This is a genomic window from Actinomadura latina NBRC 106108 (assembly GCF_001552195.1).
In the GTDB taxonomy this organism is placed as follows: domain Bacteria; phylum Actinomycetota; class Actinomycetes; order Streptosporangiales; family Streptosporangiaceae; genus Spirillospora; species Spirillospora latina.
Window position 1 is genome coordinate 63,655 of the sequence record NZ_BCQS01000001.1, and the last position, 16,339, is coordinate 79,993.

14 protein-coding genes and 1 pseudogene are annotated in these 16,339 nt (G+C 72.6%); 5 read left to right on the plus strand and 10 right to left on the minus strand.

The window, feature by feature from the left end:
• Positions 1-4: 4 nt before the first annotated feature.
• Both AL2_RS00315 and AL2_RS00320 read right to left on the minus strand, forming a co-directional pair.
• Entirely contained in the window at positions 5-460 is a 456-nt protein-coding gene (locus AL2_RS00315) for a DUF4446 family protein (RefSeq protein WP_083945792.1), read from the minus strand.
• Positions 460-1,764, minus strand: a complete 1,305-nt coding sequence (locus AL2_RS00320) for a glycosyltransferase 87 family protein (RefSeq protein WP_245666216.1) — start codon at positions 1,762-1,764, stop codon at positions 460-462. Before AL2_RS00320 ends, AL2_RS00315 begins: the two co-directional genes overlap by 1 nt.
• 54 nt (positions 1,765-1,818) lie before the next feature.
• Between AL2_RS00320 and AL2_RS38910 the strand changes: the two genes are divergently transcribed.
• Complete coding sequence (locus tag AL2_RS38910) at positions 1,819-4,035, plus strand: hypothetical protein (RefSeq protein ID WP_067627780.1); 2,217 nt, start codon at positions 1,819-1,821, stop codon at positions 4,033-4,035.
• A gap of 187 nt (positions 4,036-4,222) precedes the next feature.
• Here AL2_RS38910 and mptB read toward each other — a convergent pair.
• The 3 genes and pseudogenes from mptB to AL2_RS00340 form a co-directional block, all read right to left on the minus strand.
• Positions 4,223-5,377 (minus strand): annotated as a pseudogene (gene mptB, locus AL2_RS39985) (polyprenol phosphomannose-dependent alpha 1,6 mannosyltransferase MptB); the annotation flags it as partial.
• Positions 5,374-6,117, minus strand: coding sequence for a glycosyltransferase family 2 protein (locus tag AL2_RS00335; protein WP_067627785.1), 744 nt, complete (start codon positions 6,115-6,117; stop codon positions 5,374-5,376). The pseudogene mptB and the gene AL2_RS00335, both read right to left, overlap by 4 nt.
• Before the next feature lie 133 nt (positions 6,118-6,250).
• The gene (locus AL2_RS00340; protein WP_067627952.1) at positions 6,251-6,586 is read right to left on the minus strand and encodes an STAS domain-containing protein; all 336 of its coding nucleotides are present in this window, start codon (positions 6,584-6,586) and stop codon (positions 6,251-6,253) included.
• Between the two features lie 229 nt (positions 6,587-6,815).
• Here AL2_RS00340 and AL2_RS00345 point away from each other — a divergent pair, with 229 nt between their 5' ends.
• Positions 6,816-7,172, plus strand: a complete 357-nt coding sequence (locus AL2_RS00345) for a hypothetical protein (RefSeq protein ID WP_067627787.1) — start codon at positions 6,816-6,818, stop codon at positions 7,170-7,172.
• 91 nt (positions 7,173-7,263) lie between these two features.
• Here the strand turns inward: AL2_RS00345 and AL2_RS00350 are convergent, their stop codons facing one another.
• Positions 7,264-8,394 (minus strand): sensor histidine kinase, encoded by a 1,131-nt coding sequence (locus AL2_RS00350; RefSeq protein WP_245666218.1) that lies wholly within the window; start codon positions 8,392-8,394, stop codon positions 7,264-7,266.
• Positions 8,391-9,122, minus strand: coding sequence for a response regulator (locus AL2_RS00355; protein ID WP_067627791.1), 732 nt, complete (start codon positions 9,120-9,122; stop codon positions 8,391-8,393). Before AL2_RS00355 ends, AL2_RS00350 begins: the two co-directional genes overlap by 4 nt.
• A gap of 238 nt (positions 9,123-9,360) precedes the next feature.
• Between AL2_RS00355 and AL2_RS37945 the strand changes: the two genes are divergently transcribed.
• Positions 9,361-9,531: a hypothetical protein gene (locus tag AL2_RS37945; protein ID WP_168444622.1), complete on the plus strand. Its 171-nt coding sequence runs from the start codon at positions 9,361-9,363 to the stop codon at positions 9,529-9,531.
• Between the two features lie 87 nt (positions 9,532-9,618).
• A complete protein-coding gene (locus AL2_RS00360) occupies positions 9,619-11,175 on the plus strand; it encodes a long-chain-fatty-acid--CoA ligase (protein WP_083945794.1) in 1,557 nt (518 codons plus the stop codon).
• A gap of 73 nt (positions 11,176-11,248) precedes the next feature.
• Here AL2_RS00360 and AL2_RS00365 read toward each other — a convergent pair whose 3' ends face one another.
• From AL2_RS00365 to AL2_RS00375, 3 genes are all read right to left on the minus strand, one after another.
• Positions 11,249-12,127, minus strand: coding sequence for an endonuclease/exonuclease/phosphatase family protein (locus AL2_RS00365; RefSeq protein ID WP_067627798.1), 879 nt, complete (start codon positions 12,125-12,127; stop codon positions 11,249-11,251).
• 186 nt (positions 12,128-12,313) lie between these two features.
• The gene (gene tuf / locus AL2_RS00370; RefSeq protein ID WP_067627802.1) at positions 12,314-13,498 is read right to left on the minus strand and encodes an elongation factor Tu; all 1,185 of its coding nucleotides are present in this window, start codon (positions 13,496-13,498) and stop codon (positions 12,314-12,316) included.
• A 251-nt stretch (positions 13,499-13,749) separates the two neighbouring features.
• Positions 13,750-14,955 (minus strand): MFS transporter, encoded by a 1,206-nt coding sequence (locus AL2_RS00375; protein ID WP_067627806.1) that lies wholly within the window; start codon positions 14,953-14,955, stop codon positions 13,750-13,752.
• 30 nt (positions 14,956-14,985) lie between these two features.
• Here AL2_RS00375 and AL2_RS00380 point away from each other — a divergent pair, with 30 nt between their 5' ends.
• Entirely contained in the window at positions 14,986-16,200 is a 1,215-nt protein-coding gene (locus tag AL2_RS00380; protein ID WP_245666220.1) for an arginine deiminase, read from the plus strand.
• Positions 16,201-16,339: the final 139 nt, after the last annotated feature.

Below are 16,339 nucleotides of genomic sequence, written 5' to 3' on the forward strand. Positions count from 1 at the left end.
GCCGCTACGCCCGCGCGGACGTGCGGTCGCCGCTGCCGAAGTCGGCCAGCGGGTCGTCCATCGACACGACCGGGCCCTTGCCGAGCCGGGCCGCGCGCAGGGCGTGGCTCTCCTCGGGGGAGAGCGTCTCGACCGGGTGCCCGGCCTGGACGGCCTTGGCGTAGGTCCGCGTCTCGGTCCGCCCGTTGATGGAGCTGACGACGACCCCGTCCCCGACCGCGTTGATCAGGGCGAGGGAGAAGGACCGGTGCCCGGACATCTCCTTCAGGGCGTCGTAGTGGACGATGGCGAGGTCGCGCAGGGCGCGCTCGTCGACCGATCCGCTGGCGACCTGGAGCTGGCGCCTGAGCATTTCCCCGCACTCGTCGACGACCTGGTTGACCCGGTTGTGCGCGACCACCGCGATGGACAGCCCCGCAATACCGGCGACCAGGCCCGCTACGGCCACCGCGACTAGCATCACGGGGCGAGCGTACCCACCTGCGCCTTCGGTTGCGAAGGATCCCCCTGAACGGTGTCCGGTTTCACTCGTTTCACCAGCCAGGTGCCGAGGACGGCGATGGACGCCAGCGCGGCGATCCCGAACGAGTCGCGCAGGACCTGGCCCGCGAATTCCGCTATGGCGGAGTGCTCCGGGCCGATCCAGCCGCGTCCCCACCAGGGCAGCGGCCACAGGAACATGAACCACGCACCGAGCGCGAGGAGACATCTTCGCGTGTCCCGTCCGTCACCGGCCAAAGCCCCGACGACCGCGATCATCCAGACAAGGTGGTGGATCCACCCCACCGGGGACAGCACGACGGACAGCAGCCCGACGATCGCGACGCCGCCGAGCAGCAGGCTGGACGCGCCCGGCCCGGTCAGCTCGTCGGCGGCGAGGGTGGCGCGGCGGGCCCACCTGAAGCCGTAGTAGGCGACGACCAGCGCGAGGACGAGCCAGACGGCCGTCCGGACGGGCCCCTCGTCGAAGATCCGCGCGACGATGCCGTTGATCGCCTGGTTCGTGGTGCCGTCGACCGCGCCCGTCCGGTCGCCGCCCTGCAGCAGCGCGCCGAACCAGTAGGCGGACGAGTCGGCGGGCAGCAGCGCGAACCCGGCGAGCGTCGCGGCGGCGGCGGTGAGCACCGCGTTGGCCAGCGCGTCCCGCCGTCCGGTGAGCAGGAAGTAGATCAGGAAGACGCCCGGCACCAGCTTGATCGCGACGGCCAGGCCGACGAGGGCGCCGCGCGGCCAGCGGGGCGTGCGGGCGCAGCAGTCCGCGAGGCACATGGCGAGCAGGAACAGCCCGACCTGCCCGAACCGGACCTGGTCGCGGACGGGGTCGAGCCAGGCCATCGCGGCGAACAGCACGCCGGCGGTGAGCGGCGCCCAGCGGCCCGTCCGGCGGATGAGGTCGCGGAAGGCGTACCAGACCACGATCGCCAGCGACACGTAGATCAGCACGACCCAGGTCCACTGCGCGGCCCGCCAGGGCAGGAGCGTGAACGGGACGGCGAGCGCGGCGGCGATCGGCGGGTAGGTGAACGGCAGCAGCTGCGGCGGCTGCGTGAGGAAGTCGTACAGCGGCGCGCCGCGCAGCACGGCGAGCCCGCCCTCCCGGTAGACCTCCAGGTCGACGAGCCGCTGGTCGGGCTCGTTGCCGAGCCACCGGGAGACGATCGGGACGACCGCGAGCACGGCGACGGCGATACCGGCCAGGAGGAGGAGCCGGCGCAGCCGTCCGCCCCGGGCATCACCGGCCTGTCGCGCCATGGGATCGTCCACAGCCCGCAGGATATGGCCCCTGCACGGTAGTAACGCTCTTGTACCCTGAACGCCATGATGCGCCGGGGACCGAAGATCGCTGTGTTCCTCGCGACCCTCGCCACGGTGCTGACCGGGGTTCTCGGGTGGTTTCCCGCGCAGGCCGACGCCCGGGCCGCGACCGGACGGGTCGTGATCATCGGGGTGCCGGGGCTGATGTGGAGCGACATCACCCGGCAGAACACCCCCGCGCTGTGGGGGCTGACGGCGGAGGGCTCCGCGGCGGGCCTCAGCGTGCGGACGACCCGCGTCAACACCTGCCCCACGGACGGCTGGCTGACGGTGTCGGCGGGGCAGCGGTCCCGGCTGCCGCACGGCGACTGCGCGCTGCCGTCCGCGCCCATCCTCCCCGGCCAGGACTCCCCGACCGGCCCGGTGCCGAAGGACGGCGCGATCGCCGCCGGCTGGCCGGCCATCAAGAGCGACAACGCGGGCACCAACTACCACGCCGAGATCGGGCTGCTCGGCGACGCCGTCCACAACGCGGGCGGCTGCACGATGGCCGTCGGGCCGGGCGCGGTGTTCGGCGTCGGCAACGGCGGCGGCCGGGTGGACCGCTACGTCGCGTCCCCCGACAAGGTCACCGCCGCGGACTGGGTGCGATGCCCGCTCGCCGCGGTCGACGTCGACGAACTGTTCCGCGGCTACATCGACGCGGGCGTCGACCCGAAGGGCGACCAGATCCCGCTGTCGGAGGAGAAGCGCGCCGCCGCCGCGCGCGCCGCCGACCGCCGGGTCTCCCAGGTCGTCACCGGCGTCCCCCAGGGCACGACCATCCTGCTGGCGGGGCTGTCCGACATCGGCGTCGACCCGCATCTGCGCGTCGCCATCGCGAAGGGCGACGGGTACGAGCCCGGCTTCATGACGTCCAGCGCGACCCGGCAGGAGGGCCTGGCCACGCTCACCGACGTCACCGCGACGGCGATGAAGCTGCTCGGGCTGCGGCAGCCGAAGCAGGCCATCGGGTCGGTGTGGAAGTCGCAGCCGTCGAAGGCGTCCACGCAGGAGCGGGTCGACGCCCTCGTGGACGAGGACGTCGCCGCGCAGGCGATCCGCACCGTGCAGACGTCCTTCTACTGGGTGCTGTTCGCGACGCAGCTCGTCCTGTACGGGGTCGCGGTGCTCGCGCTGCGGCGCCTCGGCGGCGACCGCCGGTCGCGGGCGCGGATACTGGGCGGCACCCGCGTGATAGCGCTGCTGGGCGGGGCGGCGCCGGGCGCGTCGTTCCTCGCCGGGCTGCTGCCGTGGTGGCGGGCCGAGCATCCGACGCCGGTCCTGATCTGCACGGTGCTGGGCTTCGCCGGGCTGCTGACGGGCGTGGCGCTCGCCGGGCCGTGGCGCCGCTCCGTGGTCGTCCCCGGGCTGGTGATCACCGGGGTGACGGGCGTCGTCCTCGCGCTGGACGTGATGACGGGGTCGAACCTCCAGCTCAACACCCTCATGGGCTACACGGCGCTGGTCGCCGGCCGGTTCTACGGATTCGGCAACCAGGCGTTCTCGCTGTTCGCGGTCGCCGCGATCCTGACGGCGGCGTGGCTGACCGAGTACCCGCTGCGCCGGCGCCGCAAGGAGATCGCGGTCGGGATCGTCGCCGTGATCGGGGTGTTCGCCGTCCTGGTGGACGGGCTGCCCGCGTTCGGCAGCGACTTCGGCGGCGTGCTCGCGATCGTCCCGGCGTTCGCCATGCTCGGCCTGATGGTCGCCGGGCAGCGCGTCTCGGCGCTGAGGCTCGGGATCTTCTTCGCGGCCGGCGCGGTGATCGTGCTGTTCATCTCCTACCTGAACGCGCGGAGCGCCAACCCGACGCACCTCGGCCGGTTCTGGCAGGACCTCATGGACGGGGACGCCTGGAGCATCGTCACCCGCAAGTTCAACGCGATGCTGAACAGCCTCGGGTACTGGCCGTACACGCTCGCGGTCGCCGCCGCCGTCGTGTTCCTGTTCTTCGTCCTGGCGCGGCCCACCCGGTGGCGGGTCTCGCTGCTGCAGGGCGCCTACAAGCACAGCCTGTCGATGCGGCCGGCGCTGATCTGCGCGCTGGCCGTCGGCGTCATCGGCACGCTGGTGAACGACTCCGGCGTGGTGATCCTGTCGGTGGCGTTCAGCCTGGCGACCCCGCTGATGCTCGCGGCCGGGCTCCGGTCGCTGGAGATCGACCTGAGGAACGCAGACACGCCGCCACCAGCGCCGTCAGAATCGCCAGAAGAGTCCACGGAATCACGGTCGGCCTGACGACGGTGAACAGCCACTCCAGGTCGTCCGGCAGCCGGATGCGGGCGGGGGCGCGGGCCGGCAGGTAGGCGAGGCTGAGGGCCGCGGTGTGGGCGAGCAGGATCCAGTCGATGCGCGTCCAGGGGAGCAGTGCCAGCAGCGCCCAGCCGAAGCCGTCGTACCAGGGCAGCGCGTAGGGCGCGACGAGCAGCCAGGCGAGGACGAACGCGACGGCGAAGCGCTGGTGCTCCTCCGCGTCGACTCTGGGGAGCGCCCGGACGAGCAGCAGGAACAGTGCCAGCCCGAGCAGCATCGCGCCCATCTTGATGATGTCGCGCTGCGAGCCGCGTCCGAGCGACTCGTCCAGCAGATGCCAGGGAGTCGCGAACGACACCATGTTGCTCGCCTCGCGGACCTGGTCGAGCGCGTGCGGCCCGGCGAGGACGTAGGAGATCACCGTGACGGCCGCGCCGCCGGCGGCCAGCGCGGCCAGGCGGCCGAGCGACCGCCACCGCCGCTCGCGGAGCAGCGCCCAGGCGGGCCCGCCGGCGACGAGCGCGGCCGGAAGCTTGATCGCCGTGCCGACCCCGGCGAGGGCGCCGGCGGCCAGGGCGCGCACCCATCCGGCCCGCCGCCCGAACACGGCCAGGGCGGCGACCATCGGCGCGATCGCCAGGACGTCGTTGTGCGCGCCCGCGACCAGGTGGAACAGCACCAGCGGGTTGCACGTCCACAGCAGCGCGGTGCGGAGCCGCCGCTCCCCGGTCCTGGACGCCCGGTAGAGGATGAGCGCCGTCACCGCGAACGCGAGCACGTTCGCGACCGACATGACGAACACGGTCAGCCGGACGGAGCCGTCGCCGATCCACGCGGCCAGCGCCTGCTCGCCGGTCGCGAGCGGCCCGTAGACCGACGGCGTCGTCCGCCACTCCTCCGGCGCCCCGGCGACCGGGTCCCTCGACAGGTCGTCGGCGCTGGTCACGTACGGGTCGTGGCCCGTCGCCGCCATGCGCCCGTACGAGGCGTAGTTCAGGTGGTCGGTGGACCCGACCGGCGGCATGCACATGAACGCGACCGCCGCCAGCAGCCCGGCGATCACCAGCGGCAGCGCCGGGACGCGCCAGCCCTTCCGGACGGCGGCGAAGCACAGCCCGAGCCCCGCGGTGCTCGCGACGATCCCCGCGACGACCAGCCCGATCACCAGGTACGGCGACGGATGGACGACGAGCGAGTACGGCGGCTGGCCGCGCGAGCCCTCCAGATCCGGCTCGAACACCGACGGGCCCAGCAGGGCGGTGCCGAGGAAGCAGGCGATGCCGACCCCGATGCCCCACAGCCCGCCCGTCCCGAGACGACGGGTCACCGGCGGCTGCCGCGCAGCCGGCCCAGCCGCCGCGCCACCGCCGGCTCGCGGACGGCGAGCGCCCTCGCCACGTCCCGGAACTGCCGGCCGCGGTGCAGCTGGGCGCGCCAGTCGGTGCCGGTGGCGCGGTGCGCGAGCGGCACCTCGACCTCCCGCACCCGGAACCCCTGCCGCAGCAGGTCGATGGTGAGCGCCGTCTCGACGCCGAACCCGGCGGCGAGCGGCAGCGCCGCGTCGAACGCGGCCCGGGTCAGGCAGCGCTGCCCGTTGAGCGGCGCGTCCGGCTCCCAGCCGGTGGCGCGGCGGATCCCCTCGCGGGACAGCCGGACGACGAACCCGTGCCCGCCGAGCTTCACCGTCGTGGTGAACACCGCGATCGTCATGTCGGCGTCACCGGCCCGGACGGGTGCGACGAGCGGTGCGGCCTCGCGGGCGGTCTCGGCGAGGTCGGCGTCGAGGAAGAGCAGGTGGCGGGGCCGATCGCGGCCCTCGGCGTCCAGCCCGTCCAGGAGCCGGGCCGCCTCGGCGCCGGTCTCCATCGCGGCGCCCTTGCCGCGGTTGCGGCTGTGCCGCACGACCCGCGCCCCGGCCTCGCGGGCCGCCCGCCCGGTGCCGTCGGACGAGCCGTCGTCGACCACCACGACGAGGTCGGCGCCGGGAAGCTCCTGCGCGGCCTTGACCGTGGCCGCGATGCGGTCGGCTTCGTCCTTGGCCGGGATGATCACCGCTACGTCGTGCATATCCGCGATGGTAGTCCGGGACGGGCGTGCGGGGTGGAATGCCGCCGCGAACCGTTACCGGCGCGCCGACGCGGCGACCCCCGGGGTTCACCCGCAGGCCGCCGTCCGATCGGACGGTCCGGTCGCCGGCGGTTCAGCCAGCGTCCAGGACCGGTGCCTTCTCCGTGACGGTGAAGACGGTGTCGAGCCCGGTGACCTGCAGGATCCGCCGGACGGCCGGGCGCGGGGCGGCGAGCTCCAGCGAGCCGCCCTGCTCCTTGAGCCGCTTCATGGCCGACAGCAGCACGTTCATGCCCGTCGAGTCGCAGAACTCGACGCCGCTCAGGTCGACCACGATGAGGGTCGCCTGCTCGCGGAGCAGCCCCGCGAGGGCCGCCTGCAGCCTGGGCGCGGTGTACAGGTCCAGTTCGCCGGTCGCCGTAACGACGGCGTGACCTCCTTGAGACGCGGTCGAGACATTTAGCTCCACGTCCGGCACACTATCTCGCGAACGGCCCCGGGGCCAGGCTGTCCGCCAACTCCCCTGCGCCATGGGCGTTTCCGGGGCGTGTCGCCGCCTTGCCAGCCCCGTACGCTTTGATTACTACAGACGGTATTGTCCTGATTTCAGGTGCCGACGGCGTGTTCCCAGCCGGGTGTTCTCCACGGTTCGCGCCGCACGGGGGCCCGGAGTGAGAGAGGCTGAGCGGGTGCAACACATGGCCGATCCGAGAGAGACGCGGCTGCGCGAACGCCTGGAGACGATCCGGGCGCGCTCGGCGAAGTCCAGCTCGTGGCGGACGTCCACCCAGGTGCTGTCCCGCCTGGTCAACCGCAACGGCTTCATCCCCATCAGGACGCGCCTGTCCCGCGAGGACCTCGCCTTCCTCGCCGGTGCCCGGGAGGAGGTCATCGCCTTCGCCGACCTCGGCGCCCGGCTGCTCGACCTGCACCGCGCGCAGGAGTCCGGCGGCATCACCAGCGACCCGGACCGGCCCATCCGGCGCTGCCGGGCCTGCATGTCGCGCTGGCCCTGCCCCACCTTCCGGATGATCTCCGAATCCCTCGACCCCTAGCCTCTTCGGCGTCCAGCCGCCTCACCATGCCCGCCTCACCATGCCCGCACGCCCCGCCGCCGCACCCGCACGCCCGGCCCGCATGGGGGCGCTAGGCGGTGAGCGGGAGGCGGACCTCGAAGCGGCAGCCGGGGCCGTCGTTGGCGACGCCGATCCGCCCGGCGTGGGCCTCCACGATCCCCCGCGCGATGGCGAGGCCGAGGCCCGCGCCGCCGCCCGGAGTGCGGGCGGCCCCTCCGGCGGTGGCGCCGCGGAAGGCCACGTCGAACACGCGCGGCAGGTCGTCCTCGGGGATGCCGCCGCACCCGTCGGCCACCGTCACCCGCGCCTCCCCGCCGCTGACCTCGGCGATGATCTCGACGGCGCCGTCGCTCGGCGTGTGCCGGATCGCGTTGACCACCAGGTTGCGGAGCGCGCGGCCCAGCTCCCCCGCGTCGACCCGCACGGGCAGGCCCTCCCGGACGTCGCCGTGCAGCCGCACCCCCTTGGCCCGGGCGAGGGCCTCGGTGCCGGCGACCGCGTCCGCGACCAGGTCCGCGAGGCCGACGCGTGCACGGGACAGCCGCAGCGCGCCCGCGTGGATCCGGGACAGCTCGAACAGGTCGTCCACCATCTCCGTGAGCCGCTCGGCCTCGACCCGGATGCGGCCGTGGTAGCGCTGGACGGTGCCCTGATCGGCGACGACCTCGTCCTCCAGGGCCTCGGCCATCGCGCGCAGGCCGGCCAGCGGGGTGCGCAGGTCGTGGCTCACCCAGGCGACCAGCTCGCGGCGGCTCGCCTCAAGGGCCTGCTCGCGCGCGTGGGACGCGGCCAGCCGGTCGTAGGCGGCCTCCAGCTCCCGGGACAGCTCGGCCAGTTCGGCGGGCAGGCGCGCGGCGGGCGGCCGGAACCGGTCCGCGCGGACGGCCTCCACGAGCGTCCGGTTCGCGGCCACCAGGCGGCGGCCGAGCAGGACCGACACCGCCATCGCGACCACGCCGGCGGACGTCACCACCGCGAGCACGACCGCCCGGTCATGCTCGTTCAGCACCATCATGAACGAGATCACGAGGATGCCGGAGATCGTCGCCAGCACCGTCGCCACGCCCACGACGGTCAACTGGGTCGCGACCGAGCGTCCGCGCAGCCGGAACAGGGCGCCGAGCGCCACCGCCGCGACGGTGAACGCGGCGAGCACCGAGTAGAAGACGACCCACAGGAGGTCCTCGAAGGGGATCATCATGCTTCGTCCCGGATGGGCTCGTACCGGTAGCCGACGCCCCACACGGTGACGATGCGGCGCGGGGCGGTCGGGTCGTCCTCGATCTTCTCGCGCAGCCGCCGGACGTGGACGGTGACCGTGGACGAGTCGCCGAACGTCCAGTCCCAGACCCGTTCGAGCAGCTCGTCGCGGGTGAACGCGCGCCTCGGGTGGCGCATGAGGAACGCCAGCAGGTCGAACTCGCGGGACGTGAGCGCGAGCCGCTCGCCCTGCTGCCCGGGGCGGCGGCGATGCGCCTCGTGCGCGCTGACGTCCACCACCAGATCGCCGTCGCGCAGCGGCCCGGACGACCCGGTCGGGACGAGCGCGCCGCGCGCCCGGCGCAGCACCGACCGCACGCGAAGCGCCAGTTCGCGCGGGCTGAACGGCTTCGTCACGTAGTCGTCGGCGCCGGTCTCCAGCCCGACGAGCCGGTCGGTCTCCGCGCCGAGCGCCGTCAGCATGACGATCGGCACGGTCGAGGTCTCGCGCAGCCTCCGGCAGACCTCCAGGCCGTCCATGCCGGGCAGCATCAGGTCGAGGACGACGAGGTCGGGCGGCTGGTCGAGCGCCCTGCGCAGCGCGGTCGGGCCGTCGGCCACGCAGACCACCTCGTGCCCGTCGCGGGCCAGGTAGCGGGCGACGACCTCGGCCACCGTCGGATCGTCGTCGACCACCAGGACGCGTCCGGCGGGGGTCACGGAGTTCACCCCCACACGCTAAGCGGCTCCCGGCGCCGCCGCTCCCTCCCGTCACCACCCTGTAAGGAATGCGCCCCTGACCCGCACGACCTGCGAGCGGCTGATCGCCGATGCACCGTCCGGGCGGCCCTGGGGCGGCTCAGGGTCCGGGGCCGGGGGACGTCAGGGTCGGATCCGCCGTGCGGTGGGGGTCTGAGTCGTTCGGAAGGGTGATGTGCTTCGTGGGGAGGGCGCATACGGTGGGGGCATGGGTAAGACGATCCTGACCATCATCGGCGTGGTGCTCGCGGTGTGGCTCGCGATGACCGTCGTCGGCGCCATCATCTCGATGCTGAAGTTCTTCTTCTTCATCGGACTCGTCGCCGTCATCGTGGTACTCGCTGTGACCGCCGTGTCCAAGATGTCCAAAAGCCGGTAGGCAAGCAGCTCATCCCCCTTGCGGGGCGTCGCCGGTGACCGCATGATGCCGGATAACCAGGCGGTCATCGGCGAAGGGACAATAATCGTGCCGGGTCTGACAGAGGTGCTGCGCGATCGCGCACGCTCACATCCCGATCGCGTCGCGTACATCGCGGGCGACGCGGAGATCACTTTCCGTGACTTCGACCGGCGTGCCGACCAGGTCGCCAACGCCCTCGTGTCCGCGGGCGTGGGGCACGGCGACCGGGTCGCGATCCTCGACAAGAACTCCCTCGAATACGCCGAGCAGCTGTTCGGCGCGGCCCGCATCGGCGCCGTCCAGGTCCCGGTGAACTACCGGCTGGCCCCGGACGAGGTCGCCTACATCGTCAACAACGCGCAGGCGAAGGTCTTCATCGTCGGGCCCGAGTTCGTCCAGGTCCTGGACGCGATCGCCGGCAAGCTCGAACACACCACCCGCATGGTGGTCATCGACGGCTCGGACCACGCCTACGAGGACTACGCCGCGTGGATCGACGGGGCGTCCGACACCCCGCCCGACCACAAGCCCGACACCGGAGACGTGTTCGTCCAGCTCTACTCGTCCGGCACCACGGGCCTCCCCAAGGGCGTCATGCTGACGCACGACAACTTCCTCGCGGCGCTGGACGTGACCACCGACGTGTGGGACATCGACGAGTCGTCCGTCCTCATGGTCGCGATGCCGATGTACCACGTCGCGGGCAACATCCTCACCGTCTCCGCGGTCTACAACACGATCACGGGCGTCATCGCGCGCGAGCCCGACCCGACCCTGATCGCGCAGGCCATCGACCGGCGCCGCGTCACGCACATCTTCCTCGTCCCGGTGCTGCTGCAGTTCATGCAGCTGATCCCGGAGGTCGCCGAGTGCGACCTGTCGAGCCTCGAACTCGTCCTGTACGGCGCGTCCCCGATCAGCGAGGACGTGCTGCGCGGCGCCATACGGATGCTGCCGGGCACCGATTTCATGCAGGTCTACGGGCTGACGGAGGTCACCGGCGCGATCACGATGCTGCCTGCCGCCGACCACGACCCGGACAGCCCGCACACGCACCGGCTGCGCAGCGCCGGGCTCGCCAACGCCACCACCACCCTCAAGATCGTCGACCCGGCCACCGGCGAGGAGGTGCCCGCCGGCCAGGTCGGCGAGATCCTCTGCCAGACCCCGCAGAACATGAAGGGGTACTGGGGGATGCCGGACGCGACCGCCACCGCCCTCTCCGAGGACAACTGGTTCCGCACCGGCGACGTCGGCTACCTCGACGAGGACGGCTACCTCTACATCCACGACCGCGTCAAGGACATGATCATCTCGGGCGGGGAGAACATCTACCCGGCCGAGATCGAGAACGTGCTGATGGGGCACCCGGACGTCGCCGACTGCGCGGTCATCGGCGTCCCGTCCGAGCGCTGGGGCGAGACCCCGAAGGCGCTGGTCGTGCTCACGTCGGACGTCTCCGAGCAGGACCTCATCGACTACTGCCGCGAGCACCTGGCCCACTTCAAGTGCCCGAGCTCCGTCGAACGCCGCGACGAGATCCCCCGCAACCCCACCGGCAAGATCCTCAAGCGCGAGCTCCGCGCCCCGTACTGGCAGGACAAGGACCGGGGAGTGTCTTAGGCACTGCCGGGGTCGCCGCCGGCCGAGGTTCAGACGCCGGGGTCAGGGAGTTGCCTTGGCCCCGGCGGCGCGGTCACGGGAAGCGGATCTCGGCGGACATGGGGCGGTGGTCGGACGCCTTGGTGCGGGTGGCGGGGACGCTGCAGGAGACGGCGGCCGACTTGGTGATGAACAGGTAGTCGGTCTTCTCGACCGCGGTGCCCCGCCAGTCCTGCCGGGTCTTCGCGCCCGTCCGGGACGCCCCGGACTGGTCGCATTCGGCGTAGGCGCCGTAGAGCGGGTCGAGGGCCGGGCTCTCCGGCCCGGCGGCCAGGTCGCCGCCGATGAGAACGCGGCCGCTGCCCGCGAGGGTGGCGAGAGCGCGGGCCTCCTTCTGCCGCCACTCGTTCCCCTCGGCCGGGCTGAGCTGCGTGACGCACACCCGGGTCGTCCAGGACGGGACCTCGCCGCAGAGGGCGAGGCGCGCCCGGCCGGCCGGGGCCGGGAGCTTGACCTGGCGGGTCCCGGTGAGCGGGGCGTCGGTGCCGATGGCGACGCCGGCCCTGCCCTGGCCCTGCGCGCACGACGCGCCGCCGGGGGACGCGCCGAACGCCCACGTCCACGTGCCCATGGTCTTCTTGAAGGCGCGCACGTGCCCCTCGCACACCTCCTGCAGGAGGACGGCGTTGGTCCTGACCTTGCGTCCGCCGACCTCGGTGGCGCGCAGCCGCTGGACGACCTGCCGGGTGAGCTTCGCGGGCGCCGCGCCGGACGGGCAGCCGGGGCCGCCGCACACGTTCCAGGTGACCGCGTTGATCGTCACGGCGGCGGGGCGGGGCGCGGGCGCGTCGGCGTGGGCGGGGCCGCCACCGCCCGGCAGGCCCTCGATGCTGGCGCCGGTGGCGGCCGCGGCGACGACCGCGGCGGCGGCGCAGACCGAGAGCAGAGGAATCAGGGCGCGGGGGGATCGCACACATTCTCCAGAAGGGGGCTATCTGCGGGGGTGATGCCGGAATCTCACCACATCAAGATCGCATCCGCCAGCGGTTCACGCGACCGGGCGGTCACTCCTGGTGTGACGACTGTTCCGCACGCCCCAGACTAGGGGGGCCCGGCGGATACCTCCGCCGGACCCCCGCCCCCCGACTCGAGCGGCGCGCTAGTCGAGCAGCGCGCCGACCGTGCCGGCGCCGACCGTCCGGCCGCCCTCGCGGATCGCGAAGCCGAGCCCCTCGGTCATCGCCACCGGCTTGCCCAGCTCGACGACCATCTCGACGGTGTCGCCGGGCATGGCCATGCCGCCGTCGCCGCCGAGGTCGACGGCCCCGGCCACGTCCGTCGTGCGGAAGTGGAACTGCGGCCGGTAGCCGTGGAAGAACGGCCTGGACCGTCCGCCCTCGCCGGCGGTCAGCACCCGGACCCGCGCCCGGAACCGCAGGTGCGGCCGGATCGCGCCCGGCGCGCTGACCACCTGCCCGCGCCTGACCTGGTCCCGCTTGACGCCGCGCAGCAGCATCGCCGTGTTGTCGCCGGCCTCGGCCCGGTCCATCGCCTGCCCGAACGTCTCCAGCCCGGTCGCGACGGACCCGAACGACTCGCCGAGCCCGACGACCTCCACGGCGTCCCCGAGCCGTATCGCGCCCTGCGCCACGACCCCGGTCACGACCGTGCCGCGCCCGGTGATCGTCAGGACGTTCTCGACCGGCATGAGGAACGGCTTGTCCAGCACCCGCCGCGGGACGGGCACGTAGCCGTCGATCGCGTCGAGCAGGTCGCCGATCCGCGCCGTCCAGTACGGGTCGCCCTCCAGGGCGCGCAGCCCGGACACCCGCACGATCGGCACCTCGTCGCCGGGGAACCCGTACTCGGAGAGCAGCTCCCTGACCTCCAGCTCGACCAGGTCGAGCAGTTCGGCGTCCTCGACCATGTCGGCCTTGTTCAGCGCGACGACGATGTGCTCGACGCCGACCTGCCGCGCGAGGACGATGTGCTCGCGCGTCTGCGGCATGGCCCCGTCCTGCGCGGACACGACGAGAACGGCCCCGTCCACCTGCGCGGCACCGGAGATCATGTTCTTGACATAGTCGGCGTGCCCGGGCATGTCGACGTGGGCGTAGTGCCTGGTCGCGGTCGCGTACTGGACGTGCGCGACGTTGATCGTGATGCCGCGGTCGCGCTCCTCGGGGGCGCGGTCGATGCGGTCGAACGGCACCGCGGACGCCAGCCCGCGCTCGGCGAGCACCTTCGTGATCGCCGCGGTCAGCGTCGTCTTGCCGTGGTCGACGTGCCCCATCGTCCCGATGTTGAGGTGGGGCTTGTCGCGCTCGTATAGCTGCTTGGCCATCGGCCTTGTCCTCACTGGTGGATCCGGTGAGAACCCGTGCTTGCGACCACCCCCCTCCGCTGGTTCTCCGGAAGGGCGGGACGGAGAGGGGTCAGCTTCGCAGGCCGCCGGCGACGACCGCGGCGGCTGCGACTGCCGAGAAGGCAGCCGGCACCGCGCTCAGCGGGCTGGTGCCCGCGAGCGTCCTGGTGCCGGCTGCGAAGAACATGCCCCGCACACTACGGAGCGGTATGCGGGAAGTCGACCGGTTTTCACGCCGAGGTCGCGCGCAGCAGCACCAGCCCGGCGGCGGCGCCCGCGAACTGGAACGCGGCGATCGCCAGCACCAGCCCCACGGGCCCGATCGCGTCCGCGGCGGCGGCGGTCAGCGCGGCGCCCACCGCCGACGCGCCGATCTTGAGGCTGCCCGCCGTCGTGTTGACCTGGCCGAGCCGGTCGGGCGGCGACTCGCGCTGCCGGAGCATCAGCGTCGCCGCGAACACCGGCCCTTCCGCGATCCCGGCCGCGACGAACGCCGCCGTCGCCCACGGCATCGACGGGGTCACGGCGAGGGCCGCGAGCGCCGCGCCGAACGCGACCAGCCCGGCGAGCATGACCGGCTCCGCGTGCTTCGGCGTCAGCCACCGGCTGGACGCGAGCGACCCGATCAGCGACCCGACCGCGAGCGCGACGAGCAGCCGCCCGCCCGCGCTCGGCGGCGCCCCGATGTGCTCCGCGAGCAGCACCGCCGTGACCGCGACGCCGCCGAATCCCGTCCAGGCGAGCGTGGTGGCCACCGTCAGCGCCCGCAGCACCCGCCCTTCGGCCAGCACGACGAGCCCGCCCGTGATCACCGACGTCCAGCGCGGCCCGTCCGGCGAGGCCGTCTCCGTGCCACCCGCGGACTTCACGTCCGGCCCCGGGAAGGGAAGCAGCGGCAGCGTCAGCAGCCCCACGACCCCGACCGCGATCACAGCGGTCCCCGCGTACTGGCCTCCGGCGAGCGCGGCCAGGCCCGCCGCCAGGCCCGGTCCCGCGATACCGGCGAGGTTGTAGCTCGACGCCTCCAGCCCATAGGCACGCGAAAGCCGTCCAGCCGGGACGAACCGGGGCAGCAGACTGGTCAGCGCGACGACGATCGGCTCCGTGCACCCGATCACCGCCGCGACGCACAGCGCGAGGAGGAGCGGCGAACTCCCCGCCATCACCAGCAGCAGCGCGGTCGCGAAGGCGTAGCAGGCGGCCAGCACGACCGCCACGGAACGCGGCCTGCGCACCCGGTCCAGCGCGTTGCCGATGATCGGCCCGCTGAGCACGTACGGGAGCGTCATGGCGGTCTGCAGATACCCCGCGGTGGCGGCGTTCCCCGTCCGCGCCTCGACCGTCAGGACCAGCGCCGTCGCAACGCCTTCGGCCGACACCCGCAGCATCGTCGCGGACGTCAGGTGAAGCGGCAGCGCCGCGGTCCTTCCGATCACGCTCGCATGCTGGCACATACACTGCGAAGAGTGACGGCAGCCAAGACAGCGCACCAGCACCGGGTCACCAGCGAGGTCGGACGGCTGCGGACCGTCCTCCTGCATCGTCCCGGCGCGGAACTGAAACGCCTCACCCCGCGCAACAGCGACAAACTGCTGTTCGACGCGATCCCTTGGGCGGGCCGCGCCCAGGAGGAGCACGACGCGTTCGCGGAGGCCCTCCGCTCGCGCGGCGTCGAGGTCCTCTACCTGACCGAACTGCTGCAGGACGCCCTCGAATACGAGGCGGCCCGGGACCAGGCGATAGCCGACGCCGTCATCGACCTGCGCCTAGGCGATCAGCTCCGCCGCATAGTCGAGGACTACCTGCGCGACCTCGACCCGGAGAACCTCACCCAGACCCTGATCGGCGGCCTGGCCCACGAGGAGCTCAAGTTGGGGCACGGCCTGGTCTACCGCCTCATGGACACGCTCGACTTCATCATCGACCCGCTCCCCGGCCTGCTGTTCACCCGCGACAACAGCACCTGGATAGGCGACCGAGTGGCGGTGACGAGCCTGGCCATGGAAGCCCGCCGCCGCGAGTCGGCCCTGACCGCCCTGGTCTACGCCCACCACCCCCGCTTCGCGGGCGTCGAACCGGTCTACTCGCCATCCCTCGAACACGTCGAGGGAGGCGACGTCCTCCTCCTCTGCCCCGGCGTGATCGCAGTGGGAACCGGCGAACGCACAACCCCCGCCGGCGTAGAACGCCTGGCACGCCAGGTCTTCGACGCCGGCCTGGCGCACACCGTCCTAGCGGTGCCCATCGCCCAAGAACGAGCGACCATGCACCTCGACACGGTCTGCACCATGGTCGACGTGGACACCGTCGTCATGTACCCGCCGGTCGCCCATTCCCTGATGGCCCACAAGGTCACCCTCGCCAACGGCGACCTACGCGTCTCAGAACCGCGTCCTTTCCTCGAAGCCGCGGCCGAAGCAATGCGGCTGGACCGCCTCAAGGTGATCGACACCGGCCTGGACCCGGTAACCGCGGAACGCGAACAATGGGACGACGGCAACAACACTCTGGCCGTAGCGCCCCGCCTATGCGTCGCCTACGAACGCAACATAGAAACGAACGCCCAGCTAGAGGCATCGGGCATCGAAGTGATCCGGATCAGCGGCAGCGAGTTGGGCACCGGCCGGGGCGGCCCCCGGTGCATGTCCTGCCCGACCCTCCGCGACGAAGCGAGAACCTGATCGCGCTGCGAGCCGCTAGGCGAGTCGGAGTCGATGCCAGCGATCGCACTTTGTCGTTGAAGGAGGCCCCGGGCCGACGCCGAGAGCAAAGAAATAAAAACAGCTCGGGCGGTGTCGACGGGGGCACGACATCGCCCGA